This is a genomic window from Thioclava sp. F28-4, assembly GCF_002020045.1.
GTDB classification, from domain to species: Bacteria; Pseudomonadota; Alphaproteobacteria; order Rhodobacterales; family Rhodobacteraceae; genus Thioclava; species Thioclava sediminum.
Genome location: NZ_MPZQ01000001.1, coordinates 930,542 through 956,897, shown reverse-complemented (window position 1 = coordinate 956,897; position 26,356 = coordinate 930,542). Strand labels below are relative to the sequence as shown.

The 26,356-nt window shown below is 64.6% G+C and carries 22 protein-coding genes; 10 read left to right on the top strand and 12 right to left on the bottom strand.

Annotated elements, in window-relative coordinates; translation table 11 throughout:
- Nucleotides 1-140 precede the first annotated feature (140 nt).
- Nucleotides 141-539, bottom strand: a complete 399-nt coding sequence (locus BMI87_RS04340; RefSeq protein WP_078519906.1) for a c-type cytochrome — start codon at nt 537-539, stop codon at nt 141-143.
- A 240-nt stretch (nt 540-779) separates the two neighbouring features.
- Here BMI87_RS04340 and BMI87_RS04335 point away from each other — a divergent pair, with 240 nt between their 5' ends.
- Nucleotides 780-1,223, top strand: coding sequence for a YtoQ family protein (locus BMI87_RS04335; protein WP_078519905.1), 444 nt, complete (start codon nt 780-782; stop codon nt 1,221-1,223).
- 297 nt (nt 1,224-1,520) lie between these two features.
- On the opposite strand, the gene katG is transcribed toward BMI87_RS04335, so the two are convergent.
- The 6 genes from katG to BMI87_RS04305 form a co-directional block, all read right to left on the bottom strand.
- The gene (gene katG / locus BMI87_RS04330) at nt 1,521-3,695 is read right to left on the bottom strand and encodes a catalase/peroxidase HPI (protein ID WP_078519904.1); all 2,175 of its coding nucleotides are present in this window, start codon (nt 3,693-3,695) and stop codon (nt 1,521-1,523) included.
- Nucleotides 3,696-4,022: 327 nt separating this feature from the next.
- Entirely contained in the window at nt 4,023-6,221 is a 2,199-nt protein-coding gene (locus BMI87_RS04325; protein WP_078519903.1) for a glycoside hydrolase family 2 TIM barrel-domain containing protein, read from the bottom strand.
- 2 nt (nt 6,222-6,223) lie between these two features.
- The gene (dgoD, locus tag BMI87_RS04320; RefSeq protein ID WP_078519902.1) at nt 6,224-7,372 is read right to left on the bottom strand and encodes a galactonate dehydratase; all 1,149 of its coding nucleotides are present in this window, start codon (nt 7,370-7,372) and stop codon (nt 6,224-6,226) included.
- Nucleotides 7,373-7,399: 27 nt separating this feature from the next.
- Entirely contained in the window at nt 7,400-8,320 is a 921-nt protein-coding gene (locus tag BMI87_RS04315) for a Gfo/Idh/MocA family protein (protein ID WP_078519901.1), read from the bottom strand.
- Nucleotides 8,317-9,378 carry an ABC transporter ATP-binding protein gene (locus BMI87_RS04310; RefSeq protein WP_078519900.1) on the bottom strand — a complete coding sequence of 354 codons (1,062 nt, stop codon included), beginning with the start codon at nt 9,376-9,378 and terminating at the stop codon, nt 8,317-8,319. The genes BMI87_RS04315 and BMI87_RS04310 overlap by 4 nt, the downstream gene beginning before the upstream one ends.
- 32 nt (nt 9,379-9,410) lie before the next feature.
- Nucleotides 9,411-10,214 (bottom strand): IclR family transcriptional regulator, encoded by an 804-nt coding sequence (locus tag BMI87_RS04305; RefSeq protein WP_078519899.1) that lies wholly within the window; start codon nt 10,212-10,214, stop codon nt 9,411-9,413.
- A 127-nt stretch (nt 10,215-10,341) separates the two neighbouring features.
- Here BMI87_RS04305 and BMI87_RS04300 point away from each other — a divergent pair, with 127 nt between their 5' ends.
- The 7 genes from BMI87_RS04300 (at nt 10,342) to BMI87_RS04270 (ending at nt 17,844) form a co-directional block, all read left to right on the top strand.
- Complete coding sequence (locus tag BMI87_RS04300; RefSeq protein ID WP_078519898.1) at nt 10,342-11,577, top strand: ABC transporter substrate-binding protein; 1,236 nt, start codon at nt 10,342-10,344, stop codon at nt 11,575-11,577.
- 117 nt (nt 11,578-11,694) lie between these two features.
- A complete protein-coding gene (locus tag BMI87_RS04295) occupies nt 11,695-12,585 on the top strand; it encodes a carbohydrate ABC transporter permease (RefSeq protein ID WP_078520040.1) in 891 nt (296 codons plus the stop codon).
- Between the two features lies 1 nt (nt 12,586).
- Nucleotides 12,587-13,432, top strand: coding sequence for a carbohydrate ABC transporter permease (locus BMI87_RS04290; RefSeq protein WP_078519897.1), 846 nt, complete (start codon nt 12,587-12,589; stop codon nt 13,430-13,432).
- Complete coding sequence (locus tag BMI87_RS04285) at nt 13,429-15,501, top strand: alpha-galactosidase (RefSeq protein ID WP_078519896.1); 2,073 nt, start codon at nt 13,429-13,431, stop codon at nt 15,499-15,501. The genes BMI87_RS04290 and BMI87_RS04285 overlap by 4 nt, the downstream gene beginning before the upstream one ends.
- Nucleotides 15,498-16,388, top strand: a complete 891-nt coding sequence (locus tag BMI87_RS04280; protein WP_078519895.1) for a 2-dehydro-3-deoxygalactonokinase — start codon at nt 15,498-15,500, stop codon at nt 16,386-16,388. The genes BMI87_RS04285 and BMI87_RS04280 overlap by 4 nt, the downstream gene beginning before the upstream one ends.
- Nucleotides 16,385-16,993 carry a 2-dehydro-3-deoxy-6-phosphogalactonate aldolase gene (locus BMI87_RS04275; RefSeq protein WP_078519894.1) on the top strand — a complete coding sequence of 203 codons (609 nt, stop codon included), beginning with the start codon at nt 16,385-16,387 and terminating at the stop codon, nt 16,991-16,993. Before BMI87_RS04280 ends, BMI87_RS04275 begins: the two co-directional genes overlap by 4 nt.
- Nucleotides 16,990-17,844, top strand: coding sequence for an SMP-30/gluconolactonase/LRE family protein (locus BMI87_RS04270; RefSeq protein ID WP_078519893.1), 855 nt, complete (start codon nt 16,990-16,992; stop codon nt 17,842-17,844). The genes BMI87_RS04275 and BMI87_RS04270 overlap by 4 nt, the downstream gene beginning before the upstream one ends.
- An 84-nt stretch (nt 17,845-17,928) precedes the next feature.
- Here BMI87_RS04270 and BMI87_RS04265 read toward each other — a convergent pair whose 3' ends face one another.
- Nucleotides 17,929-18,399 (bottom strand): autoinducer binding domain-containing protein, encoded by a 471-nt coding sequence (locus BMI87_RS04265; protein WP_078519892.1) that lies wholly within the window; start codon nt 18,397-18,399, stop codon nt 17,929-17,931.
- Between the two features lie 108 nt (nt 18,400-18,507).
- Between BMI87_RS04265 and BMI87_RS04260 the strand changes: the two genes are divergently transcribed.
- Nucleotides 18,508-19,128, top strand: coding sequence for an autoinducer binding domain-containing protein (locus tag BMI87_RS04260; protein ID WP_078519891.1), 621 nt, complete (start codon nt 18,508-18,510; stop codon nt 19,126-19,128).
- Between the two features lie 103 nt (nt 19,129-19,231).
- Here the strand turns inward: BMI87_RS04260 and BMI87_RS04255 are convergent, their stop codons facing one another.
- The 4 genes from BMI87_RS04255 to BMI87_RS04240 are packed head-to-tail and all read right to left on the bottom strand — an operon-like array spanning nt 19,232 to nt 23,416.
- On the bottom strand, nt 19,232-20,353 hold the full coding sequence (locus tag BMI87_RS04255; RefSeq protein ID WP_078519890.1) for an ABC transporter ATP-binding protein: 1,122 nt from the start codon (nt 20,351-20,353) through the stop codon (nt 19,232-19,234).
- 2 nt (nt 20,354-20,355) lie between these two features.
- The gene (locus BMI87_RS04250) at nt 20,356-21,249 is read right to left on the bottom strand and encodes a carbohydrate ABC transporter permease (protein ID WP_078519889.1); all 894 of its coding nucleotides are present in this window, start codon (nt 21,247-21,249) and stop codon (nt 20,356-20,358) included.
- Nucleotides 21,246-22,127 (bottom strand): carbohydrate ABC transporter permease, encoded by an 882-nt coding sequence (locus tag BMI87_RS04245; RefSeq protein ID WP_078519888.1) that lies wholly within the window; start codon nt 22,125-22,127, stop codon nt 21,246-21,248. Before BMI87_RS04245 ends, BMI87_RS04250 begins: the two co-directional genes overlap by 4 nt.
- Nucleotides 22,128-22,156: 29 nt before the next feature.
- A complete protein-coding gene (locus tag BMI87_RS04240; protein WP_078519887.1) occupies nt 22,157-23,416 on the bottom strand; it encodes an ABC transporter substrate-binding protein in 1,260 nt (419 codons plus the stop codon).
- Between the two features lie 234 nt (nt 23,417-23,650).
- On the opposite strand from BMI87_RS04240, the gene BMI87_RS04235 reads away from it, so the two are divergent.
- Nucleotides 23,651-26,287, top strand: coding sequence for a cation-transporting P-type ATPase (locus BMI87_RS04235; RefSeq protein WP_246832640.1), 2,637 nt, complete (start codon nt 23,651-23,653; stop codon nt 26,285-26,287).
- Nucleotides 26,288-26,356 lie beyond the last annotated feature (69 nt).

The following is a 26,356-nucleotide window of genomic DNA, read 5'->3' as shown; positions in this document are numbered from 1 at the left end:
CCCCCCGCCGCGCCGAGGGCATTGGCGAGTTTGAAGGCCGCCATCTTCATCGCGCCAAAGCGGTAGCGACGGGCCGCGCGCCCGCCGATCAAAGTGCCGGCACAGATGCCGAGGCCCTACACCATCTGTGCGCGAGGGCGTTACTGCTGTATCGAGGCCAGATAATAGATGAGAGACAGGATGCGCCCCCGGGCCACCATGTCCGCCGTTTCTCCGCGCTCGCTGGTCGCCGAGGCCGCGTAACGGTCCCCCCAGACCGGCATCTTGCTGCCATGCGCCCGCGTCTCGTTTCGGCCATCTATCATCCGAAGCGTGTAGTCGAACGGGAATTCGCCGTTGCCCTTCTTCGCCGCGAGGCTCGTGAGGTCGGGTGTCTGAATATCCAGCAGCCCTGCCAGCGGGCCATTCCCCTTCGCGGTCTCGCCATGACATCCAGCGCAGGCGACCATGTATTCCTCGCGACCGGCATCCTCCTGCGCCAGAGCGTTTGTTGTCAGCAGCAGGAGCGCTGCCACGCTTGAAATCACCACACCGTTCATTGCTTTCTCCTCCTCCCAGGATTTCGAACACTTCCCAGCAAAGCAGGTGGCCGATTTCGCGCACTGACCGGCGTCAATGACATGTCGCTATGCCTGCTGGCGGATCAAACGCATGGGGAGCGGATCGGAGGGGGGCGGACGACCGGAGAGGTTGCCAAGCTGGTCCCGATCCTCAAGGATCGCGCTGGAAAAGAGACGCGGCCCGAAGCGGGGCCCACGCCACAGCGAAAAGAGGATGCGATGAAACTGAATGTCTATCTGGCCGGCGAAATTCACACCGATTGGCGCGAGGCGGTGAAATCGGCCTGCGAAGGGCTCGAGATCGAATGGTCGGGGCCAGTGACGGATCACGGGGCCTCGGATGATTGCGGGGTCGAGATCTTCGGCGCGGAAGAGGACAAGTTCTGGCATGACCGCAAGGGCGCGTCGCTCAACGCGATCCGCATCCGCACCGGGATTGAGCGCTGCGACGTGCTCGTCGTGTGTTTCGGTGAAAAATACAAGCAGTGGAACGCGGCGTTTGATGCGGGTTATGCGGCGGCGCTCGGTAAGCCGATCATCGTGCTTCAGCCGCCCGAGCACGATCACGCGCTCAAGGAGGTCGATGCCGCGGCCAATGCGGTCGCGCGCACGCCCGAACAGGTGGCCCGCGCGCTGCGCTACGTGACGACGGCGGCGCTGTAAGGCGGAACGGTGCCCATATCCTTTTCGGCTATCCGCCTGCGATGAGGGCGGGGCCCGACCTCGGGCGGGCGCAGGCACGAGATAGGTGGTCTGTACTTTATCGTACCACATCCGACCGACAGGTGTGCTCGCGTCGAGGGGGCAAAAGCGCCCTCCCCGGGGGGAGGTCGGGCGCTGCCCGGGGCTGGTCGCCCCGGGCGTCGGTCTGAGCCGGGACCGGAATCTCGCTGATCCCCAAACGAAAACGCCCCCCGCAGGTCATCCTGCGAGGGGCGCGGTTTTCTGTAAGACAGACGATCAGGCCAGATCGAAGCGATCGGCGTTCATCACCTTGGTCCAGGCGGCTACGAAGTCCTCCACGAACTTCTCGTTCGCATCGTCCTGGGCATAGACCTCGGCATAGGCGCGCAGGATCGCGTTCGAGCCGAAGACCAGATCGACGCGGCTCGCGGTCCACTTCACCGCGCCGGTCTTGCGATCGCGGATCTCGTAAGACCCGTCGCCCACCGGATGCCAGCTGTAGCCCATATCGGTCAAGTTGACGAAGAAGTCGGTCGTCAGCTGGCCTTCGCGGTCGGTGAAGACGCCGTGCTTGGTCCCGCCATAGTTTGTGCCGATCGCCCGCATGCCGCCGATCAGGACGGTCATTTCATGCGCGGTCAGCCCCATCAGCTGGGCGCGATCCAGAAGCATCTCCTCGGGCGAAACGACGTAGTCCTTCTTGAGCCAGTTGCGGAAGCCGTCGGCGAGCGGTTCGAGCACGTCGAAGCTGTCGGCATCGGTCATCTCGTCGCTCGCGTCGCCACGACCCGGCGCGAAGGGCACCGTCGCGTCATGACCGGCGGCCTTGATCGCCTTCTCGACGCCGACATTGCCGGCCAGCACGATCACGTCGGCGACCGACGCGCCGGCTTCTGCCGCGATCGGCTCGAGTACCGAGAGCACCTTTTGCAGACGGGCGGGCTCGTTGCCCTCCCAGTCCTTCTGCGGGGCCAGACGGATACGCGCGCCATTGGCGCCGCCTCGCATGTCCGAGCCGCGATAGGTGCGCGCGCTGTCCCAGGCGGTCGAGACCAGCTCGGCCACCGACAGATCCGAGGCGGCGATCTTCGCCTTCACAGCGTCCACGTCCCAATCGGTCGACCCAGCGGGCACCGGGTCTTGCCAGACCAGATCTTCCGACGGCACCCACGGCCCCTTGTAGCGGACCTTCGGACCCATGTCGCGGTGGGTCAGCTTGAACCAGGCGCGGGCGAAGGTCTCCTTGAAATACTCCGGATCGGACATGAATTTCTGGCAAATCTCGTTGTAGATCGGGTCGACCTTCATCGCCATGTCGGCATCGGTCATCATCGGCATCCGGCGCTGGCTCGGGTCCGAGGTGTCGAGCGGCATGTCCTTTTCGGCGATGTCCACCGGCTTCCACTGTTTCGCGCCAGCGGGGCTCTGGGTGACTTCCCATTCATGACCGAAGAGCATCTCGAAATACCCCATGTCGAATTCGAGCGGGTTCGTCGTCCAGGCACCTTCCGGCCCGCCGGTGATCGAGTTGCTCGCTTGCCCCTTGAGGTTCGGGTTGAACCAGCCGAGGCCCTGCTGATCGACATCGGCGGCTTCAGGCTCCGCGCCGAGCGCCGCCGCGTCGCCATTGCCGTGGCATTTGCCGACGGTGTGGCCGCCTGCGGTCAGCGCCGCGGTTTCCTCGTCATTCATCGCCATACGCGCGAAGGTCTCACGGACCTGCGCCGCGGTCTTCATCGGGTCGGGCTGGCCGTTCACGCCCTCGGGGTTCACGTAGATCAGGCCCATCTGCACGGCGGCAAGCGGGTTTTCCATCGTGTCGGGCTTGTCGACATTGGCGTAGCGCTCGTCCGACGGCGCAAGCCATTCCTTCTCGGCGCCCCAGTAAGTGTCTTTCTCCGGATGCCAGATGTCCTCGCGGCCAAAGGCGAAGCCGAAGGTCTTCAGACCCATGCTTTCATAGGCGACGGTGCCGGCGAGGATGATCAGATCCGCCCAGCTAAGCCGGTTGCCGTATTTCTTCTTCAGCGGCCAGAGCAGGCGACGGGCCTTGTCGAGGCTCGCATTGTCGGGCCAGGAGTTGAGCGGGGCGAAGCGGATATTGCCGGTGCCCGCGCCGCCGCGCCCATCCGCGAGACGGTAGGAGCCCGCCGAGTGCCAGGCGAGGCGGATCATCAGACCACCGTAATGGCCCCAGTCAGCCGGCCACCACTCCTGACTTTCGGTCAGCAGCGCGTGCAGATCGGCTTTCAGCGCATCGTAGTCGAGCTTCTCGACCTCTTCGGCATAGTCGAAGCTGCGCCCCAGCGGGTCCGTCTTGGTGTCATGCTGGTGCAGGATGTCGAGATTGAGCGCCTGCGGCCACCAATTCATCACGTTCGAGCCAAGCTCGGTATTGCCGCCATGCATCACCGGGCACTTGCCGCCCGTGTTCACGTCATTTCCGTCCATCTGTGCTTCCTCCTGCTGAGCACGGGGTTGATCGGGGAGACCGGTTAAAGTCTGACATGCCGCAGCTTGTCCGAACAGGGGCTACGGCACGTGGGTCCCTACCTTGCCCGATGCTCATAGCAGGCAGTGTGATAAATAAAAATTTGGAAATTGTAATAAGACATATAATGTAAAATTATGCATTGGCATTTTGTCAGCGGAATCCGAGTGCTGGCGTCATGCGCCCCCGACGGGTTCGAACCGGCCAAAGCGGGCGCCCGTTCAACGACATGTCATGTCGCGAACGGGGCGCCCCATGGCCTTGATCGAGCGCCTTTGCCTTACTGCTTATTCCACCGCAATCTCGATTGTCTCGACCGTCTCACGAAGCCGCGCGGTCACCTTGATCGTGCCGCGCCTTCCCGTCAGGCGGATCCAGCAACCGGTCGCACCGTCGGCGAGCACCGGACAGTCGGAGCCGATCAGCTTAGCCGGGCCTTCGACGGTGAGGTGAACGGGCTCGTTGAGGAAATGCAGCTTGTTGCCGGCCTGATCGCGGGCGCGGATCATCACCCGGATTTCCTCGCTCGGATCGGCCTCGGCCTTCGTGACATCGGGCGCCACTTCGAGCCGGTCGAACATCGCATCGGCGGGGAAGTCGCGCTCGATCACCAACTCGCCGTTGCGATAGCCGCGCAGGCGGCCCGCATGCCAGCTCTCTCCCCAAGCGGTCACCTCGTCGGGGGTGAAATGGTCGTAATCGATGATAACTGGCGCGTGCGGCAGATGCGGGAAGCGGGTGCGATCAGGCCCGACGCGTTTGACCACATCGGCGTAGGACAGCTCCACCTCGTCGCAGTTCGTCAGCACGATCAACGGGATCACCCCGCCGATATTGCGCTCGCCGCGCGACCAGACGGTGACCGGCTCCATCACGATCGCCTCGTCGGGATCGCGCTGGCTGGCATAGGCGTAGGCTGCGAATTTCGGCTCGCGGAAGATCGACATCACGCCGTGATGGCAGATTCGGTCGCCCGCGCCGAAATCCTTGTGCGTGTTGTAGTCGAACATGCACCAGCCGATGCAGCCCGCGAGTCCGGCATCGGGATCATGGGCGGCGTTGAGCACGTCGAGATGACGCAGCACATGCTCGTGCTGGCGATGCTCGGGGTCGCCCGCCTTGGTGGGATACATATGCCCGTTATATTCGGTCACCAAATAGGGCACGCGCTTGGGCAGCCCCGTCACCTCCTGCTGGTCACGCAAGCTCGTGCGCGGGCGGTTCGAGAAGGGCAGTTCGAAATCGCCCAAGATGAAATCGTTCATCGTGTAGACGTCTTCGAGCAGCTGGCTGTCGGTGATGCAGCGCACGCCGCCGGTCGGGCGCGTCGCATCCAGCTCATGCGCGAGGGCATTGGTGCGTTTGTAGAACGCCTCTGCATCGGGGCTCTCGTTGATCCGAACGCCCCAGATGATGATCGAGGGGTGGTTCCAGTCGCGTCGGATCATCCGCTCGACATTGGCGACGGACTCGTCCTGCCACACATCGCCGCCGATATGCTGCCAACCGGGGATTTCCTCGAAGACCATGAGGCCGATCTCGTCGCAGCGGTCGAGGAAATAGGGGCTTTGCGGGTAATGCGAGGTGCGCGCGATGTTGCAGCCCAGATCGTAACGCAGGATTTCCGCGTCGCGCTCCTGACTGCGCTTGCCCTGAGCGTAACCCGAATAGGGGAAGCTCTGGTGCCGGTTGAGGCCGCGCAGGACCACGCGCTTGCCGTTGAGGAAGAACCCCTCGGGCGTGAATTCCGCGTGACGGAAGCCGAACCGCTGGGTGAGGCGGTCGCCGCTCTCGGTCAGGGTCAGCGTCAGGGTGTAGAGCGCGGGCGTTTCGACTGACCAGAGCGTGATGCCGCTCAGGCCCTCGAAGGTGATCTCGCCGGTGCCCTCGCCGCGCGCGATCTCGTGGCCGTCGGCGTCCGACAGAACCGCCTCCACCGTGCCCGGCGCGTCGAGCTTGATCAGAATGCGCTTGGTCTCGGCCAGCACGTCGGGCGTCTCGATCTTCACGCTTGCGATATGGGCCTCGGGCAGCACTTCCAGCCACGCGTCGCGATAGATCCCGGCATAGGTGAGGTAGTCGATCCGGCCGCCGAAGGGCGGAATCTCGGGGTTTTCCGAACCGTCGATATGCATCGTCACCAGCGCCTTGCCGCCTTCGAACCGGTCCGTCAGATCGACGGTGAAGGGTGTGTAACCGTCGCGGTGGCGCAGCACTTCCGAGCCGTTCACATAGACCACGGCATCGGCCATCGCCCCGTCGAACCGGAGCCGCACCAATTTGCCCGCCCACGCATTGTCCCACGCGATCTCGCGCTGATAGGTGAAGGGGCGCTGGAACGCGGCTTCGTCGAAATAGCTCATCGGCAGGTCGGTGGCGTTATGGGGCAGGGTGACCGTCTCGCCCTGCAGCGGCTCCGCGACCTTCGCCGCGTCGAAGCCGTCCGCGAAACTCCAGCCTTCGTTCAGTTTGCTGATCTCTCTCATGCTTACCACTCCGCGAAGCTGCCATCGGCATGGCGCCAGATCGGGTTGCGCCAGCGGTGGCCCTCGGCAGCCGCCTGACGGACTTTCTCCTCGTTGACCTCGACGCCGAGACCGGGGCCCTGCGGGATCGCGACATAGCCGTCGTCATATTCGAAGACCGACGGGTTGCTCAGATAGTCGAGCAGGTCCGAGCCCTTGTTGTAATGGATGCCCAGCGACTGCTCCTGAATGAAGGCGTTGTAGCAGACCGCATCGAGTTGCAGGTTCGCCGCCAGCGCGATCGGCCCCAGCGGGCAATGCAGCGCCAGCGCCACGTCATGCGCTTCGGCCATCGCCGCGATCCGGTAGGTCTCGGTGATGCCGCCGGAATGCGAGGGGTCGGGCTGGACGATATCGACGTAGCCGCCCTGCAGGATCGATTTGAAATCCCAGCGGGTATAGAGCCGCTCGCCCAATGCGATCGGCGTGGAGCAATGGTTCGCGATCTCGCGCAGCGCCTCGGCATTCTCGCTCAGCACCGGCTCCTCGATGAACATCAGGTTGAAGGGCTCGAGTTCTTTCGCGAGCTGCTTGGCCATCGGGCGGTGAACGCGACCATGGAAGTCCACGCCGATGCCGAAATCGGGGCCCATCTCCTCGCGGATCGCCTGCACGCGCGCCAGCACGGCGTCGATCTTGTCGTGGGAGTCGATGAATTGCAGCTCCTCGGTGCCGTTCATCTTCACCGCAGTGAAGCCCCGGTCGCCGCACTCGCGCGCCATCTGCGCGGTGTCGCCGGGCCGGTCGCCGCCGATCCAGCTATAGACCCGGATGCGGTCGCGTTGCTGGCCGCCCAGAAGCGAATGGACCGGCACGCCGAGCGCCTTGCCCTTGATGTCCCACAGCGCCTGATCGAGCCCCGCGATGGCCGACATGTGGATGCCGCCGCCGCGATAGAAGCCACCGCGATACATCACCGTCCAGTGGTCCTGAATATGGCCGGGATCCTTGCCGATCAGGTAGTCCGACAGCTCCTCGACGCAGGCGGCGACAGAGGCCGCGCGGCCTTCCAGCACCGGTTCGCCCCAACCGGAGATGCCCTCGTCGGTGGAGATTCTCACGAAACACCAGCGCGGCGGCACGATGAAGGTTTCGATGGCGGTAATTTTCATGACGGTCCTCAGGGTTAGTGGGCGCGATCAGGCGTCGAAAGGCTCGGTGATCGCGAAACGTGCATTGATGAAGGCGTCTGCGACAAGGCGCATCGGCGCGAGGTCGAGATCGCTTTGGCCGGCGCGCACCAGATCGCGCATCCGGGCGTAGAGATTGGCGTATTCGCGGTTCTCGCCCGTGGCGATCACCTCGCCATCGACGCTGAACTCCGCGCCGCCCTTGTCGAGCATGGCCGTGCCCTGGTCGGTCTGAAGGGCGATGCGCCACAGCTCGTCACCCGTTTCCCGCCAGTCGAACGCGGCGGTGATCGGGGTCTCGCCCGCGCGCATCTCCAGATCAGCGGCGATCGGAGTCTGGCGGCCTTGCGGGATGCTCAGCGCCGCCGCTGTCAGCCGCACCGGCTGGCGCAGGATTCGGGTCAGGATCGAGAGCGCGTTGATGCCGGGATCGAAGACTCCGAGCCCGCCCGGCTGCCAGATCCACTCCTGCCCGGGATGCCACTTGCGTACATCCTCGCGCCAGTCGATCCGGATCTCGGAAATCTCGCGCCCGGCGAGCCATTGGCGCGCCGCGTCCACGGCTGCAGCCTCGCGCGAATGCCAGGTCGCGAAGATCGTCAGGCCCGCCTTGGCCGCGGTCTCGCGCAGCGCCTCGACCTCGCTCAGCGTCATGCCGGGCGGCTTTTCGAGCATCAGGTGACGACCCGCGCGCAGCACCGCCATCGCCTGATCGAACCGCCCCTGCGGCGGTGTGCAGAGTGAGACGGCGCCGATCTCCGGCTCGGCGTCGAGCATCGCGCGCAGGTCGGGATAGCTCGGCAGGTGGGGCAGGGTGGCATTGCGGCTCGCGATGGCGGCGAGATGCACGCCATCGGTTTCCGCAATCGCGGGAAGGTGCTGGGCGCGGGCGATCGCTCCCAGCCCCACGAGGCCGATGGCAAGGCTCATCCGCGCACCCGTGCGCCCGTGCTGGTGTCGAACACATAGACCGAGGCCGGATCGAAGCTGAGCCCGGTCTTGCCGCCCACCGCGCCGTGGAGGCGCTGATCGGTCTCCACGACCACCCGCTCGCCGGAGGCCGCGTCGAGATGCGCATAGCTGACGCCGCCAAGGTTCTCGGCCATCTCGATGGTGAAGTTGCCGTCCGAACCGCTCAGGCGCAGCGCGTTGGGGCGGATGCCGATTTCCAGCTTCGTGCCGTCCGCGGGCAAGGCGACGGGGCTGTCGACGCGCTGCCCCAAAGCGGGCACGTCGAGCTGACCCTCCACCACGGTCGCGGCGAGGAAGTTCATCGAAGGCGAGCCCATGAAGCCCGCGACGAAGCGATTGTCGGGGTCGTCGTAAAGCTCCATCGGGCTTCCGACCTGTTCGATATTGCCCGCGCGCAGCACGACGATCTTGTCGGCCATGGTCATCGCCTCGACCTGATCGTGGGTGACGTAGATCATCGTCGCCCCGATCTTGCGGTGCAGACGCGCGATCTCGGCGCGCATCTCGACGCGCAGTTCGGCATCGAGGTTCGAGAGCGGCTCGTCGAAGAGGAACACCTCCGGGCCCCGTGTGATCGCGCGGCCGATGGCCACACGCTGGCGCTGACCGCCCGAGAGTGCGGCAGGCTTACGGTCCAGAAGCGGCTCGAGCTTCAGGATCCGCGCGGCTTCCTGCACCTTGTCGCTGATCTGGGCCTTCGGATGGCCGTTCATCTTCAACCCGAAGCCCATATTCTCGCCCACCGTCATATGCGGGTAGAGCGCGTAGGTCTGAAACACCATCGCGATGCCGCGCTCGGCGGGTTCGGCCTTCGTGACTTCGCGGCCACCGATGCGGATTGCGCCGTCCGAGGTCTCCTCCAACCCCGCGATCATCCGCAAAAGCGTCGACTTGCCACAGCCGGACGGCCCGACGAAGACACAGAATTCCCCCGGGTCGACCGTCAGATCGACGCCGTGGATCACCTCCGCATCGCCAAACCGTTTGACGATCTTCTCCAATGCGACTCCGCTCACGGGGTCTCCTCCCTGTTTTTACGCACCGGGGTTCAGTCGGCGCGTTTCTGTTCCGGAAAGCGCCAGTCACTGGCCGCTTTCGCGATCTTCTCCGCCGTCTCGAGGATCAGCGGGGCATAGGTTTCGAGTTGTTTTTGACCGTCGGGCTGGCCCGAGGTGATCGAGAGCGCGCCCAGAACGCGGCCCTGCGGCGACAGGATCGGGGCGGCGATGCAGCGGATGCCGGGCTCGTGCTCCTCGTCGTCCCAGGCAAAACCGCGTTTGCGGATGTTTTCCAGCTCCGCGCGCAGGCTCGTCGCGTCGGTCAGGGTGTGTTCCGTGAAACGATGAAAGCTCTGCCGCGTCAGCGCATTCTGCAGCGCCTCCTCCGGCAGATAGGCGAGCATCGCCTTGCCCACGCCCGTGCAATAGGCCGGACCGACCTTGCCCGATTGCGAGAACATCTCGACCGGGCGCGAGGCGTTGCGCTTGTCGACATAGAGCACCATGCCCTGATCGAGCTGCGCGAGGTGCAGCGTTTGACCAGTCTCCTTCGACAGTTGGTCTAGGTAGGGCGCCGCGATCGGCGCAAGCGAACTTTGCGCCCAGGCGGCATGAGCAAGGCGCACGAGGCGCAGGCCCGGCCTATAGGTCTGACGATCCTCGTCGAAGGCGAGCATGCCCTGGTTCGTGAGCGTCTGCACGAAGCGATACAGGGTCGCCTTGGGCAGATCGCAGACCGGCAGCAACTCGGCGAAACGCACGGGGCGGCCGAATTCGGCAACGCGGTCGAGCACGGCCAGCGTGCGTCCAACCGTGCCGTCGGATTTCTCCGGCTTTGGCGTGGCGTCGTTCATGGGCTCCTCCTCAGGGCTGTTGACAGGATGAGAGATTCGCGGCAGCATTTCAATATGTAAAACACGGTTTCAATATTTGGAACTAAAATCATTGATCCGTGGGCTACTGAAACGGGAGGAGAACCGAATGAATATCCTGAAAACCACCGCGCTCGTGGCGCTGATGGGCTCTATCGCCATTCCGGCGATGGCCGAGCAGCGCGTGCTCAAGCTCTTCACCGACGCGTCTGATCCGGCGCCGAAAGCCGCGTTCGAACAGCTCGTGAAAGGCTTCGAGGCCGAAAATCCGGATGTGAAAGTCGAAGTGAACACCTTCGATCACGAGGGCTACAAGACCGCGATCCGCAACTTCCTGACCGCCGACAGCCCCGATCTGGCGAACTGGTATGCGGGCAACCGCATGGCGCCCTTCGTCAATGCCGGGCAGTTCACCGATGTGTCCGATGTCTGGGAGGAGAACGGGCTCAAGGACAGCCTCGGCTCCGCGCTCAAGTCGATGACCATCGACGGCAAGCAATGGGGCGTGCCCTATACCTACTACCAGTGGGGCATCTACTATAACAAAGACGTCTACAAGAAGGCCGGGGTGGAGGTGCCCAAGACCTGGGACGAGTTCATCTCGAACTGCAAGAAGTTCCAGGAAATGGGCGTCGACTGCCTGACCACCGGCACCAAGGCGCTGTGGCCGGCGGCAGGGATCTTCGACTACCTCGATCTGCGCACCAACGGCTACGATTTCCACATGAAGCTCACCAGCGGCGAGATTCCGTGGACCGATGACCGGGTGAAGGCCGTCTTCGCGGAGTGGAAGAAGGTTCTGCCCTACACCACGAAGAACGTCGCCGCGATCGATTGGCAGGATGCGGTGTCGAACATCGTGCAGGGCAAGGCCGCGAATTACGTCATGGGCAACTTCGCCGTCGCCACCTTCAAGGATGGCGGGATGACCAACGACACGCTGGGCTTCATGGACTTCCCGACGATCAACCCGGATATCCCGCGCGCCGAAGAAGCGCCGACCGATACGATCCACATCCCGGCAGGCGCGAAGAACAAGGCGGACGCCAAGAAGTTCCTCGCCTATGTCGCGAAGGCCGATGTGCAGACCAAGATGAACGAAGAACTCGGTCAGCTGCCGATCAACAAGAACTCTTCGGTGGGCGACGATCCCTATCTGCAGGCGGGCTTCAAGATCCTGTCCACGGCCGATGGCGGCATCGCGCAGTTCTTCGACCGTGACGCACCTGCGCAGATGGCGAAGGCGGGCATGGAAGGCTTCCAGGAATTCATGGCCTATCCCGACCATCTCGACGCGATCCTCGAGCGCCTCGAGAAGGTGCGTCAGCGCGTCTACAAGAACTGATCCTCCCCGAGGGGCGGTGCCTGTTGCAGGGTGCCGCCCCTTCCTGTTTTTCCAGATCCGAGGAGTGCGACGATGACCGTCTCACCCGCTATGTCCGAGCCGCGCGCGGAGACCGGCATGCCCGCACCGCGCCGCCGCCGGTTGAACCGAAAACTTGCGCCCTGGCTGTTTCTCGCCCCCGGCGTGCTGATGTTCCTGATCTACGTGCTGATCCCGATCGGCGAGTCGATGTGGATCTCGTTCTTCCAATGGGACGGGCTGAGCGCGAAGACGTGGGTCGGGCTGTCGAACTATCTCGAGCTGCTCGATGACGACGCCTTCTACACCAGCCTTAAGAACAACCTGATCTGGCTGGTGCTCTATATGCTGGCAATCCCGTTCGGGCTGTTCATCGCGCTTTTCCTGAACCAGACCGTGCGCGGCATCCGGATCTACAAATCGCTGTTCTTCTTCCCCTTCGTGATCTCTCAGGTCGTGGTCGGCCTGATCTTCTCGTGGTTCTACGCGCCCGGCTTCGGGCTGTTCTTCGAGCTGACGAAATGGCTCGACGGGACCGGGATTGCGATCCTCGCGAACCCCAACACGGTAACCTACGGGATCATCGCCGCCGGTCTGTGGCCGCAGATCGCCTATTGCATGATCCTCTACCTGACCGGCCTGAACGCCGTCGCCCCCGACCAGATCGAGGCGGCGCGTCTCGACGGGGCGAAGGGCATCAAGATGCTCTGGTATGTCGTGCTGCCGCAATTGCGCCCGGCCACCTTCATCGCGGTCGTCGTCACCGTGATCGGGGCGCTGCGCAGCTTCGATCTCGTCTCGATCATGACCGATGGCGGGCCCTTCGGCTCTTCGCGGGTGCTGTCTTACTACATGTATGAGCAGGCGCTGTCGGAATACGGCTATCGCATGGGCTATGGCGCGGCGATCGCGGTGGTGCTGTTCGCGATCATGATGATCTTCATTTCGGGCTTCATCTGGAAGATGTGGCGCGACGAAAGGGGCCTGTGAGATGTTTCCCAAACCCATTCAATCCATGAGCCCCGCCGCCCGGCTGACCTATCAGATCGCCCTTCCGGTGATGCTGGTGGTCTGGCTGCTGCCGCTTCTGGGCGTCGCCGTCACGTCGATCCGCCCGTCGAGCGATCTCGCGCAGGGCAACTACTTCGGCATACCGTCCTATCTGGCCTTCTCGAACTATCTCGACGTGTTCAAGAACTCGCCTTTCGCGAGCTACATGCTGAACTCGTTCAAGGTGACGATCCCGACGGTGATCGGGGCGGTCGCACTGTCCTGCCTCACGGGCTTTGCGCTCGCCGTCTACAAGTTCAAGGGCAACCTGCTGATCTTCTTCATCTTCGTGGCGGGGAACTTCGTGCCCTTCCAGATCCTGATGGTGCCGGTGCGCGACCTGACGGTGAAGATGGGGCTTTACGATACGATCACCGGGCTCGCGCTGTTCCATGTCGCCTTCCAGACCGGGTTCTGCACGCTCTTCATGCGCAACTTCATCAAGGCGCTGCCGAAAGAACTGATCGAGGCCGCCCGGGTCGAAGGTGTCGGCGAATGGCAGATCTTCTGGCATATCGTGCTGCCCCTGGTGCGGCCCGCGATCGCGGCGCTGTCGGTGCTGATCTTCACCTTCATCTGGAACGACTATTTCTGGGCGACGGTGCTGACCACGGGGGCGGATACCCAGCCGATCACCGCCGGGTTGCAATCGCTCAACGGCCAATGGGTCGCGGCGTGGCAATTAGTGTCGGCGGGCTCGATCCTTGCCGCGCTGCCGCCGGTGGCGATGTTCTTCCTGATGCAGAAACACTTCATCGCAGGGCTGACGCTCGGGGCGGTGAAATGATCCGCACGTGGCATTTGCAAGACGCCCGCCAGAGCCTCGTTCTGGCGGGTCACGACGACCGGCTTCCCGAGATCGTCTATTGGGGCGCGGCGCTACCCGAGGGGGAAGACCTCGCGGGTTTGGCCGCGGCGAGCGTGCCGGATGTTACCGGCGGGATGCTCGACCGCGCGCCGGAGGTCTCGATCTGTCCCGAGGCCAGCCAGAGCTTCCCGGGCGAGCCGGGTCTGATCGCGCGCGACGGGGCAGGGCGGCCGCTGCGGCCCGCCTTCCGCTTCGCGTCGGAAGAGCTTCGCGAGGATCGGCTTACGCTGGTCTATCGCGATGCGGCGTCGGGTGTGAGCTACAGGGCCAGCTTCGCGCTCGACGCCGACACTGGACTGATCGCGGCGCGCGCTGAGCTGGAGAGCGCCACGCCGATTACGCTTCATTGGCTCGCCGCCCCGGTTTTCCCCGGGCCGCAACTGGCCGACGAGATGCTTGAGTTCTCCGGTCGCTGGATCGGTGAATTCCAGATCGAGCCGACGCCGTGGCGCCCCGGTCAACGCGTGCGCGACAACCATACGGGCCGCACCGGGCACGAGCATTTCCCCGGCCTGATCCTGCCGTCGCGCGGGGCGACCAAGACGCAAGGCGAGACCCGCGCGCTCCACTACGGCTGGTCGGGCGGACACCGGATGGTCGCCGAAGAGCTGCCCGACGGGCGGCGCCAGATCCAGTTCGGCCACGCCAGTGACTCCGAGCCCGAACCGGCGATGCAGTTTGAGACCGCGACTCTATATGCGGCCTTCTCGGAGGCCGGCTCGAATGGCTGCGCGGTCGCCTTCCAGCGCCATTTGCGCAAATACGCCCCTTGGGCCAAGGCGCGCCCGGTGCATTACAACTGCTGGGAGGCGGTCTATTTCAAACATGATCTGGCCGAGCTGAAATCCATCGCAGAGCGCGCCGCAGCACTTGGCGCGGAGCGTTTCGTGCTCGACGACGGCTGGTTCGGCAAACGCGATGACGACACCACTTCGCTGGGCGACTGGACGGTCGATCCGCGCAAATATCCCGATGGGCTGACGCCGCTGGTCGATCATGTCCAAAGCCTCGGGATGGAATTCGGCCTCTGGTTCGAGCCGGAGATGGTCAATCGCGACAGCGATCTGGCGCGCGCCCATCCCGACTGGCTGCTGGGTCCGGAGGATCAGATCGAGGGCCGTCAACAGCGCGTGCTCGACATGGCGAACCCGGCGGTGCGCGATCATCTTTTCGCGGCGATCGACGCGGTGCTCTCGGCCTATGCGATCTCTTACGTCAAATGGGACCATAACCGGGTGCTGCCGCATCCCGACGCTGCGCAGGCGCGCGGCCTCTACTATCTGCTCGACCGGCTGCGCGCGGCCCATCCAGACGTGGAGTTCGAAAGCTGCGCCTCAGGCGGTGGCCGGATCGATTTCGGCATCCTCGAGCGCACCGGCCGGGTCTGGCTCTCGGACAGCAACGATGCTCTCGAACGCCTGCGCATCCAGCACGACGCGGCGCTGTTCCTGCCGAGCTGCGTCACCGGCTCTCATGTCGGCCCGCGCCATTGCCACACCTCGGGCCGGGTGATCGACATTCGCACCCGGGCCTGGGTCGCGGCGCAACGTCATATGGGCTTCGAGATGGACCCGCGCGAGCTGACCGCGGAGGAGGCCGAGGTTCTGACCTCCGTCACCCGCTGGTGGAAGGACAATCGCGACTGGCGGATGCGCGCGGATATCCTGCGGCTCGACAGCGCCGACCCGGCCGTGATCGCCGAGTTGCAACTGGCCGAGGATGGCAGCCGTTTCGTGGCCTTCGCAGGTCAGGCGGCGAGTTCCGCGCAGATCCTGCCGCGCCCCTTGCGACTGACGGGGCTCGATCCCGCGGCGCGCTACCGGTTGCGGCTGATCACCGCGGAAGATCTGCCCCGGTTGTCGCGTGGGACGCCTGCGCTCAAGACCGGACCGATTACGCTCAGTGGACAAGTGTTGATGGGGCAGGGGCTTACCCTGCCCTGGACCTTCCCCGAGCGCATTCACGTGATTGAAGGAGAAAGACTATGAGTGACGCGGCTCCCGACTGGATCGCCGCCGATTGGGGCACGACGCATCTGCGCGTCTGGGCGATGCGCGGGCGCGAGGTGCTCGACCGACGGAGCTCGGAGCAGGGGATGGGCAAGCTTACCCCCCCCGAGTTCGGCCCGGTGCTGGAAGACGCCGTCGCGGGCTGGGGCGCGGCCCCGGTCGTGACCTGCGGCATGGTCGGCTCGCGTCAGGGCTGGGCCGAGGCGCCCTATGCGCCGGTGCCCTGCGCCGCCCAACCGCGCCTCGTGCGGGTGCCCGATCATGCCGCGCGCCCGGTCTTCATCGCCTGCGGCCTGCGTCAGGACAGCCCGCCCGACGTGATGCGCGGCGAGGAGACCCAGATCGCGGGCTTCCTGCTGCGCAATCCCGATTTCGAGGGCACGATCTGTCTGCCGGGGACCCATACGAAATGGGTGGTCCTGCGCGCGGGCCGGATCGAGCGGTTCCGCAGTTGCATGACTGGCGAGATCTACGACCTGCTCGCGCATCGCTCGGTGCTGCGCCACACGATCGGAGAAGGCTGTCAGGACATGGCCGCTTTCGATGCGGCGGTGGCCGAGGCGCTGGCCGATCCGGCGGCAGCCTATGGCGCGCTGTTCGCGCTGCGCGCCGGGGCGCTTCTGGGCGCGCAATCGCCCGAAACCGCCGCCTGCCGTCTCTCCGGGCTGCTGATCGGCTGGGAGCTGTCCGCCACGCGCGATCTCTGGCAGGGCCAGCCCGTCGCGCTGATCGGAAGCCCCGTGCTCAGCCCTCTCTATACCCGGGCGCTGGCCGGTTGCGGCATCCAAGCTGCCAGCCATGACGCCGAAGACGTGACCCTCGCGGGGCTCTATGCCGCGCGCCAGACCATCGGAGCTGACACATGAGCCGACCCATCATCGCCATCCTGCGCGGGATCACCCCCGCTGAAGCCCTTCCCGTCTGCGAGGCGCTGATCGCCGCGGGCGTGACCCGGATCGAGGTGCCGCTGAACTCGCCCGATCCGCTCGACAGTATCGCCGCGATGGCGGAGCGCTTCGGCTCCGACGCGCTGATCGGGGCGGGAACGGTCCTGACCACGGATCAGGTCGCCGCCGTTGCTGCGACCGGCGCGAAGCTGATCGTCTCGCCCAATTGCAACACCGAGGTGATCGCTGCCTCCAAAGCCGCAGGGCTGCAGAGCTTCCCGGGTGTGATGACCCCGACTGAGGCCTTCGCGGCGCTCGCCGCTGGGGCGGATGGGCTCAAGCTGTTTCCGGGCGAGCTGATCGGGCCGATTGGTCTCAAGGCGATGCGGGCTGTGCTACCGCCCGAAGTGCCGCTTTACGCGGTGGGCGGCGTCTCGGCCGAGAACATGGGCGAATGGCACAAGGCAGGTGCGGCCGGCTACGGCATCGGCTCGTCTATCTACAAACCCGGCGACAGCGTAGAGACCGTGACCGAGAAGGCCCGCGCGCTGGTCGCCAGCTATGACGAGGCCTGCGGGGCATGAGTTTCGAGATTTACGACGACCGCGCCTGTTTCCTTGGCGAGGGGCCGTTCTGGCATCCCGAACGTAGCCAGTTGTTCTGGTTCGACATCCTCGCGGGTCGGATGCTCAGCCACGACGCGACCGGGTCGCGCGAATGGGAGATCGGGCAGATGGCTTCGGCTGCGGGCTGGGTCGATGCCGAGACGTTGGTGATCTCGACCGAGACCGGACTGCGCCGTTTCGACATCTCCACGGGTGCGCATGAGCCGCTCGCCGCGATCGAGGCCGACCGCACCGACACCCGTTGTAACGATGGCCGCGCTGACCCGATGGGGGGCTTCTGGGCATCGACCATGGGCAAGAACGCGGAGACGGGCGCGGGGGCGATCTATCGCTATTTCGAGGGCACGGTGGAGCGGCTCTTTCCCGAGATCACGATCCCCAACTCGATTTGCTTCGCGCCCGATGGGCGACGCGCCTATTTCGCCGACACCCCGACCGGAAAGATCATGACCGTTGCGCTCGACGCGCAGGGCTGGCCCGAGGGGGCGCCGGAGATATTCGTCGATCTGAGCGCGGAGCGCCTGAACCCCGACGGCGCGCAGACCGATGCCGAGGGCGCGCTCTGGAGTGCGCAATGGGGGGCAGGGCGCGTGGCACGCTACCTGCCCGACGGGCGCTTCGACCGGGCGATCGCGGTCGGCGGGCGGCACAGTTCCTGTCCCACTTTCGGCGGGCCGGAGTTCACGACGCTTTTCGTGACCACCGCGCAGGAAGGGATCGAGGCGCCCGACGTCGCGCAGGGCCGGGTCTATTGCGCCCCCGCCGGGATTGCAGGGCGACCCGAACCCGCGGTGCGACTGAACGGCTGATCGCAATGCGTGCAGCGAAGCTCGGGCGAACACAGCACGGGCTTGCTGCGCTTTCTCGGGGACGACCCGGCTTTCCGGATCGTCTCAGAAACGGAGTTCAGACCGGAGCCGCTCCAACTCGCCCTCGGGCAACGACTCGACACCCTTCGTCATCTCGTGAAGCTCTTCCAGGAGCGCTCGGGCTTCCTCGGCCTCGGCGTCTTCGATCTTACGCGAAGGGTGTGTGAAAAATCCAGCGGACCGGGAGGTCTCCCCGATCGCGATGGCCTTCCCGAAGCGCAGTCCGAATTCGGCGGCCTGACCGAACACATTGCTCTCGTCTTGATCCGCGAGCTCGGACCAATCACAAATCCCCGTATGGGTCATCGCCCACTTGACCGTCGGATCGACGAATACGAGGCCATTTGCGGTGTAGAAATTCATCCATTCTTGTGGATATGTCTGGTAGAGCAGCGTAGGATTGGCAAAGCGAATGTGCAGCCCTAGGGCGAATTTCCAATCCGATACTTCACCCAGACGTTGCAAGCTCTGGCGCATTTCATGCACGTCGATCATGCAGCTATCCTTGTATAAACTTGACAGAAATTCTTGACCAAAACGCCGCGGCACTAGCTTGGCCTAATTGAGCTCTCCTCTTTGGTGACTATAAATCCCTCGGAGGGAATGGAAGATCGAAACGACACGATGCTAAGTGATTTTCAAAGTCTTTTCGCCGAACGCGCGCCAGCCGGTTGCTACATCGCTTTGCGGGCGGGTTTCTTCGCGCCTGAGGCCGAGTTGAACCTGTTTCCGGCTGACTGGATCAATCATTATACCTTTTCTGGACTGGCGCTGGCCGACCCGCTGTTGCGTTGGTGTCAGGAAAATTCGGGCTATGCGCGATGGAAGGACATCGACAGCTTCGTCGGCACGGACTTCATGCGCGACTATCGGAAATTTGGCTTCGAATTCGGTAGTGTCGTGTCGATCCATGGGACGGAGGAGATGCCGAAGCGGAGCCTCGGGATCTTCGCGCGCGCTGACCGGGAGCTGCACGTCTCCGAAATGGAAGAGATCGAGACGGTGCTGGCCCGCATCCACGCAGCTGAGCCCGAGATGCCGACAGAGGCGCAGATGCAGGCCCTTCAACTCTATTCCAAGGGCTATCTGCACAAGCAGGTCGCTCACGAATTGCAGCTCTCCGTCGGCGGGGTAAAGGCCCGCCTCAGGGGCGCTGCGGACCGCCTCGGGGCCAAGACATTGAGAGAAGCTGCGAGCATCGCTGCAAGTCGCGGGCTGCTGTAAGCTTTGACGCTCCACCGGGTTTCCTCTTGCGAAGACGATAGCCGAACGCCGCGTTGCGCCAATCGGCGAGAGGATCGCCTGTAGGGACTGAGGAAGGTCCGCGTCACAGGCGCAGGCCGGTCTCGGCATCGAAGACCTTGGCCTTGCCCATATCGACCTCGAAGCTGAAGGGGGAGCCCGGGGGCAAGGCGTCTTCCGGGCGGACCCGGGCGATCACCTCGGTCTCGCCAAGGGCGAAGACGATCATCGTGTCGGGGCCGGTCGGCTCCACCAGATCGACCGGGCGTTCGAAGACGAAACGGTCGGGGCCGGGCAGTTCGGTTCCCGCCATGAAGATCGCCTCGGGCCGGAGCCCCAGAACGACCTTCTTCCCGTCGGGGGCGGTGACCCGCTCGGTGAACCTCGCGGGCAGGGGAAAGCGAAGCGCCCCCGCCGTGCCCTCGGCCACCTCCACCGACAGCGCGCCCGTCTGCGCATCGCGCCGCAGGGCGCCGGGCAGCATGTTCATCGACGGCGATCCCATGAAGCTCGCGACGAAGAGGTCCACCGGATCGTCGTAGATCTCTCCGGGTTCGGCCACTTGGCGGATATGGCCATTATCCATCACCGCAATCCGGGTCGCCAGCGTCATCGCCTCGATCTGGTCGTGGGTGACATAGACAACGGTTTTGCCGAGCCGCTGGTGCAGCTTCTTGATCTCGGTGCGCATCTCAATCCGAAGCTTGGCGTCAAGGTTCGACAAGGGTTCGTCGAACAGGAAGACCTCGGGCTTGCGCACAAGCGCGCGGCCCATCGCGACGCGCTGGCGCTGGCCGCCCGAAAGCTGACCGGGCTTGCGATCCAGATAGGGATGGATCTGCAAGAGCGTGCTGAACTCTTCGACCGCGGTGGCCTGTTCGGCGCGCGGGATGTGGCGGGTCTGCATCCCGAAGGTGATGTTCTCGCGCACCGTCTTGGTCGGGTAGAGCGCGTAGGACTGGAACACCATCGCGATGTCGCGGTCGCGTGGCGGGGTGTCGTCGACCCGCCGCCCGGCGATCTCGATATGGCCGTCGCTCAGCGTCTCGAGCCCGGCGATCAGGTTGAGCAGGGTGGACTTGCCGCAGCCCGAGGGCCCGACGAGGACGATGAACTCGCCCGCCTCGATCTCGAGGTCGATACCCTTGATCACCTCGTTCGTTCCGAAGCGTTTGCGCACGCCCTGAAGGGAAATTCCCGCTGCCATTGCTACCCTTTCACCGCTCCGGCCGAGAGCCCGCGCACGAACCAGGCTCCGGCGACGACATAAACCGCCAGCGTCGGCAGCGCCGCGATGATCGCCGCGGCCATGTCGACATTGTATTCCTTCACCCCCGTCGAGGTGTTCACCACGTTGTTGAGCGCCACCGTCACCGGGTTGCTGTCGCCGATGGTGAAGGCCACGCCGAACAGGAAATCGTTCCAGATCTGGGTGAACTGCCAGATCACGGTCACCACGATGGCAGGCAGCGACATCGGCAGCACGAGCCGGAAGAAGATGCCGAAGAAGCCCGCCCCGTCGACCTTCGCCGCCTGAATGATGCCGCTGGAAACCCCGATGAAGAAATTGCGGAAGAACAGCGTGGTGAAGGCGAGGCCATAGACCGTGTGTACGAGGATCAGCCCCGGGATCGTGCCCGCAAGGCCAAGCTGGCCCAGCACCCGCGCCATCGGCAGCAAGATCACCTGAAACGGGATGAAGGCGCCGAACAGCATCAGCGCGAAAATCGTGTCGGCGCCGCGAAAGCGCCATTTGGTCAGAGCGTAACCGTTGAGCGCGCCCAGTATCGTCGAGATCGCTACCGCCGGCACGGTCATCATCACCGAGTTCCACATATAGGGTGCCAGCCCGTTGCAGCGTACGCCCACGCAGGCGCTGTTCCAGGCTTTCTTCCAGGCGCTGAAGTCGAACTCTTTCGGCAGGCTGATCAGCGAGCCCTCCCGGATCTCGGTCAGCGATTTCAGAGAGGTCGAGATCATCACCAGAAGCGGGATCAGGTAGTAGATGCAGAACACCCCGAGCACGGCGAACAGCACGGCGCGCATCAGGCTGTGATGCAGGCCCCTGCGCTGGACGATCCCGCTTGTGTTGCGCCCGCTCATCCGCTTGTCTTCCTTAGTTCCGAGTAGAGATAGGGCACGATGATCGCGATGACCGTCATCAGCATCATCGTGGCGCTCGCCGCCGCCACGCCCAGCTCGCTGCGCTGGAAGGCGAAGGAATACATGAAGGTGGCCGGCATGTCGGTGGCATAGCCCGGCCCCCCGCCGGTCAGCGCGATCACCAGATCGAAGCTCTTGATCGCGAGATGGGCGAGGATGATGACGGTGGACAGGAATACCGGCCGCAGCATCGGCAGCACGATGCCGGTATAGGTGCGCCACAGCCCCGCGCCGTCGATCGCCGCCGCTTTCAGGACCTCGTCATCGACCGAGCGGAGCCCGGCCAGAAACAGCGCCATCGCGTAGCCGGAGCTTTGCCAGACGGCTGCGATCACCACCGTGTAGATCGCGTAATGGGAGTTCACCAGCCAGTCGAAGCTGAAATTCTCGAACCCGGCCTGATGCATCAGCCGCTCCAGCCCGAGGCCGGGGTTCAGCATCCATTTCCAGACCGTGCCGGTGACGATGAAACTGAGCGCCATCGGGTAGAGGTAGATCGTGCGGATCACCCCCTCGATGCGCACTTTTTGGTCGAGCAGGATTGCCAGAAGAATGCCGATCGCCATCGAGATCGAGATGAACAGGCCCGAGAAGACGAAGAGGTTGCGGATCGCCACATACCAGCGTGGCGTTTCCCAGAGCCGGACATATTGGCTCAACCCGTCGAACTCGTAGTTGGGCATCACCCCCGACCGTGTCAGCGAGATATAGGCCGTCCAGAGGATGAAGCCGTAAACGAAGAACAGGCTCGCCGCGAAAAGCGGCGAGACCACGATCGCGGGCAGGCGCCGTTCCAGCGCCCGCCCGAACCTTGCCATGGGCCCCGTGCCTCCGGGCATTGCAGGCCCTAGTTTTCCTGCGCGCGCTTGATCGCGGCCGCAAGTTGCTTGACCGCGTCCTCGGAACTCATGTCAGAGTTGAAGAAAGCGGTCACGAGATCGAGGAACTCGCCCCGCACCGAGCGCGGCACCGCCATCTCATGCGCCATCGAAGGCACCAGCGTGTCGTTCTCGATCGCCGCCAGCAGATCGGCATGCGAGCGTTTGGCGCAGGCGTCGAAATCGTCGAGCGGCACGTCGGTGCGCGCCGGGATCGACCCCTTGGCGAGGTTGAACACCTTCTGGAACTCGGGCGACATGATCAGTCGTGCGAGCACTTTCTGGCCCTCGATACGGTCCTCGCCCTCCACCTTGAAGAAGGTGAAGCTGTCCGAGTTCAGCACGAAGCCCTTGCCCGGCGTGGGCCAGCACAGGAAATCCTGTTCCGGTACTTTGCCAGCAGCGAGGAATTCGCCCTTCGCCCAGTCGCCCATGATCTGGAAACCGGCCTCGCCGCGCATCACCATCGCGGTCGCGAGGTTCCAGTCGCGCCCCGAGAAGTTCGGATCGACATAGCCGCGCAGCTTGCGCAGTTGGTCGAAGGACTTGACCATCATGTCCGAGGTCAAAGCCTCGGGATCGAGCTCCACCAGCGCCTTGCGGAAGAAATCGGCGCCGCCGATCCCCAGCACCACGTCTTCGAACAGCGTCGCGTCCTGCCACGGCTGACCGCCATGGGCGAGCGGCACGATGCCCGCCGCCTGCAGCTTGTCGGCGGCGGCGTTGAACTCGTCCCATGTCGTGGGCATCTCCTCGACGCCCGCTTTCTTGAGCGCCTCGGGGTTGGCCCACATCCAGTCGACGCGGTGGATGTTGACCGGCGCGGCGACGTATTTGCCCTGATATTTCATGATCTCGGCCAGTGCCGGGGGCAGCACCGAGTCCCAGTTGCCTTCGTCCGCGACGGACTGAACGTCGTTCAGCGCGCCTTGCTCGGCCCATTCCTGAATGCCCGGCCCCTTGAGCTGCACGGCCGTCGGCGGATTGCCGGCCACGACGCGGGCGCGCAGCGCCGTCATCGCGGCATCGCCGCCACCGCCCGCGATCGGCGAGTCGATCCATTCGCCGCCCTCGGCCTCGAAGGCTTTCTTCAGTTCTCCGACGGCCTTGGCCTCGCCGCCCGAAGTCCACCAGTGCAGGACTTCGACCGTGCCATCCGCCCGCGCCGCGCTCGCACAGAGCGCGCCGGCGACGCTCGCCGCCGCCATCATGGCTTTACAAATGTGCATGTTTTCCTCCTCCTCCCGGTCGAGTTTGCGGTCCATGATCGCAGCCCGACACGAGATTTAGGCTGAGACGACAGGCGCAGAACGTCATTGATCTCGATCAACGATTTGTGAATCACGGGTGAGGCGGACGGGGGCAGAGGCGCGTGTGACCCGTGGCGTCCTTACGCAAGTCCGGGCGATTGCGCTGCCTGCCGAAAGGCTTACCATCGCCTCGGGATGACTGAAGGCCTCGTGATGCAGGATACCGACGCCGCGCCAGCTTTTGCCGAAACCGCCGAGGCGGTGATCGCGCGTCTGTCCGTCCCCTTTCCGAACGGGCTGAGCGCTCAGGAGGCCGCCACGCGCCTCGCGCGCCACGGCCCGAACGCTCTGCGTCGTCCCAAGCCCCGAAGCGCATTGCGCATCCTGCTGCATCAGTTTCAGGGGGTGATCGTCGCGCTTCTCGTTCTGGCAACGGTGTTCTCGCTGGTCATCAACGATATCGTCGAGGCGCTGGCGATCCTCGTCGTGCTGCTCTTGAACGGCGCGATCGGGTTTTTCACCGAGTTGCGCGCCACCCGCTCGATGGAGGCGCTGTTCAGCGTCGCCGAGGTTCGCACCCGAGTCCGTCGGGACGGGATTCTGATCGAGGTGGATGCCCGCGATCTCGTGCCGGGCGATCTCGTGATGCTCGAAGCGGGCGATGTGGTGACCGCCGATTTGCGGCTCGTGGAGGCGTCGGGGCTTCATTGCGATGAATCCGTGCTGACCGGCGAGTCCCTTCCGGTGCTCAAGACCACCAAACCGCTGCCATCCGATGCGGTACTGGGGGATCGCACCAATATGGGGTTCAAGGGCGCGGCGGTCACACGGGGAGCCGGAACCGGCGTGGTGGTGCGGACTGGCATGGAGACCGAGATCGGCAAGATCAGCCAGCTTGCGATGGCGGCCAGCACGGAACCCACACCGCTCGAACATCAATTGACGCGGCTCGGGCAGCGACTGGTCTGGCTGACGATCTTTCTTGCCGTCGCGATCATCGTCACGGGGCTGGCGCAGGGCCACCCGCTCACCAGTATGATCCAGACCGGGGTCGCCCTTGCCGTGGCCGCGATCCCCGAAGGCATCCCTGTTGTGGCCACCTTGTCGCTTGCGCGCGGGATGTGGCGCATGGTGCAGCGCAATGCCCTGATCAGCCGCCTGTCCTCGGTCGAGACGCTCGGGGCGACGACGCTGATCCTGACGGACAAGACCGGAACCCTGACCGAGAACCGGATGAGCGTGGTACAGGTCTTGTTCGATGGGGGGAGCGTGGATCTGGATGGGCCGGAGACCGGTATCGCGGAGGACCGTCTGCGCGCCGCGTTGAAGATCGGCATGCTGTGCAACAATGCCGAGCTGGGCGACGGCGAGGCGGGTCGGATCGGCGACCCGACCGAGCTGGCCTTGCTGAGTGCAGCGCGACAGGCGGGGGTGACCGAGGACGAAGCGGAGCCACGCCTGCTCCAACATGCTTTCGAGAGCGACAGCCTGATGATGGCGACCGTCCATGCGTTGCCGGTCGGGGGCGCGCTCTATGCGGTGAAGGGCGCGCCGGAGGCGGTGATCGCCTCTTGCTCCGAGGTTCTGGGGGCGGAAGGCCCGCGCCCTCTGAGCGCCGAAGACAAGTCCGACTGGATCGCGCGGAACGCGGATGCCGCGAGCGAGGGGCTGCGTGGGATCGGCCTCGCGATGAAGCGGACGGACGGGACGGAGGACGCGCCCTATGAGGGGCTGACGCTTGTCGCGATTGCCTGCCTCGCCGATCCGTTGCGCAAGGATGTGCCCCCCGCGATCGCGGCCTGCCAGAGCGCCGGGGTCCGGGTGATCATGCTGACGGGCGATCATGCCGAGACCGCCGCGCGCATCGCGAAGGATGCCGGGATCAGCGGAAACGGCGCGGTGGCGATCGAGGGGCGAGACCTCACCGGGCTCGATCTGGAAAACGCCCCGGAGGAAACGCTCGACCGCCTGCGCAAGGCCAGCGTCTTCGCCCGCGTGGCTCCGGCGACGAAGCTGGACCTCGTCAGCTTCTATCAGCGCGAGGGGGAGACTGTCGCGATGACGGGCGACGGGGTGAATGACGCGCCAGCGCTGAAGAAGGCCGATATCGGCATCGCGATGGGCCAGCGCGGCACCCAGGTCGCCCGCGAGGCCGCGCATATGGTGCTCAAGGACGACGATTTCGCGACCATCGTCGAGGCGGTGCGACAGGGCAGGGTGATCTTCGGCAATATCCGCAAATTCATCGTCTACCTGATGTCGTGCAATCTCTCGGAGATCCTTGTGGTCGGGATCGCCGTGGGAGTGGGGCTTCCTTCACCGCTCCTGCCGCTGCAGATCCTGTTTCTCAATCTCGTCACCGATGTCTTCCCCGCGCTGGCGCTCGGTTTGGGGCATGGGGACGGCCATGAGATGCGCCGCCCGCCCCGTGACCGCGCCGAGCCGATCCTCGCACGCAGGGAATGGGGGCGCATCATTGCGCTCGGGACGATCGTCACGCTGGCGACGATGCTGGCTTTCGGGGGGGCGCTCTACGGTCTGCAGCTTGAGCCCGCCGCCGCCGTCACCGTGGCCTTCGTCACGCTCGCGCTGGGCCAGCTGTGGAACGTGTTCAACATGCGCGAGGCCGACACCCACGCCCTGCGCAACGATGTGACGCGCAACCCCTATGTCTGGGGGGCGCTTGTCCTGTGTCTCGTGCTGATCGCCGGGGCGCTGTGGCTGCCGGGGCTCTCCGATGTGCTGCAGCTTCCGTCGCCCGGTATCGCGGGGCTGACGCTCGCCGGGGCGATGAGCCTGCTTCCGCCGCTGCTGGGGCATCTGGTCGTATCGCGCGCAACCCGCAGATAATTTCCGCTCCCGCGTTGAGCCACATCAATGAAACTGCCTCCAGTCTTCGCCTAGGGAAGTTCATGGCCG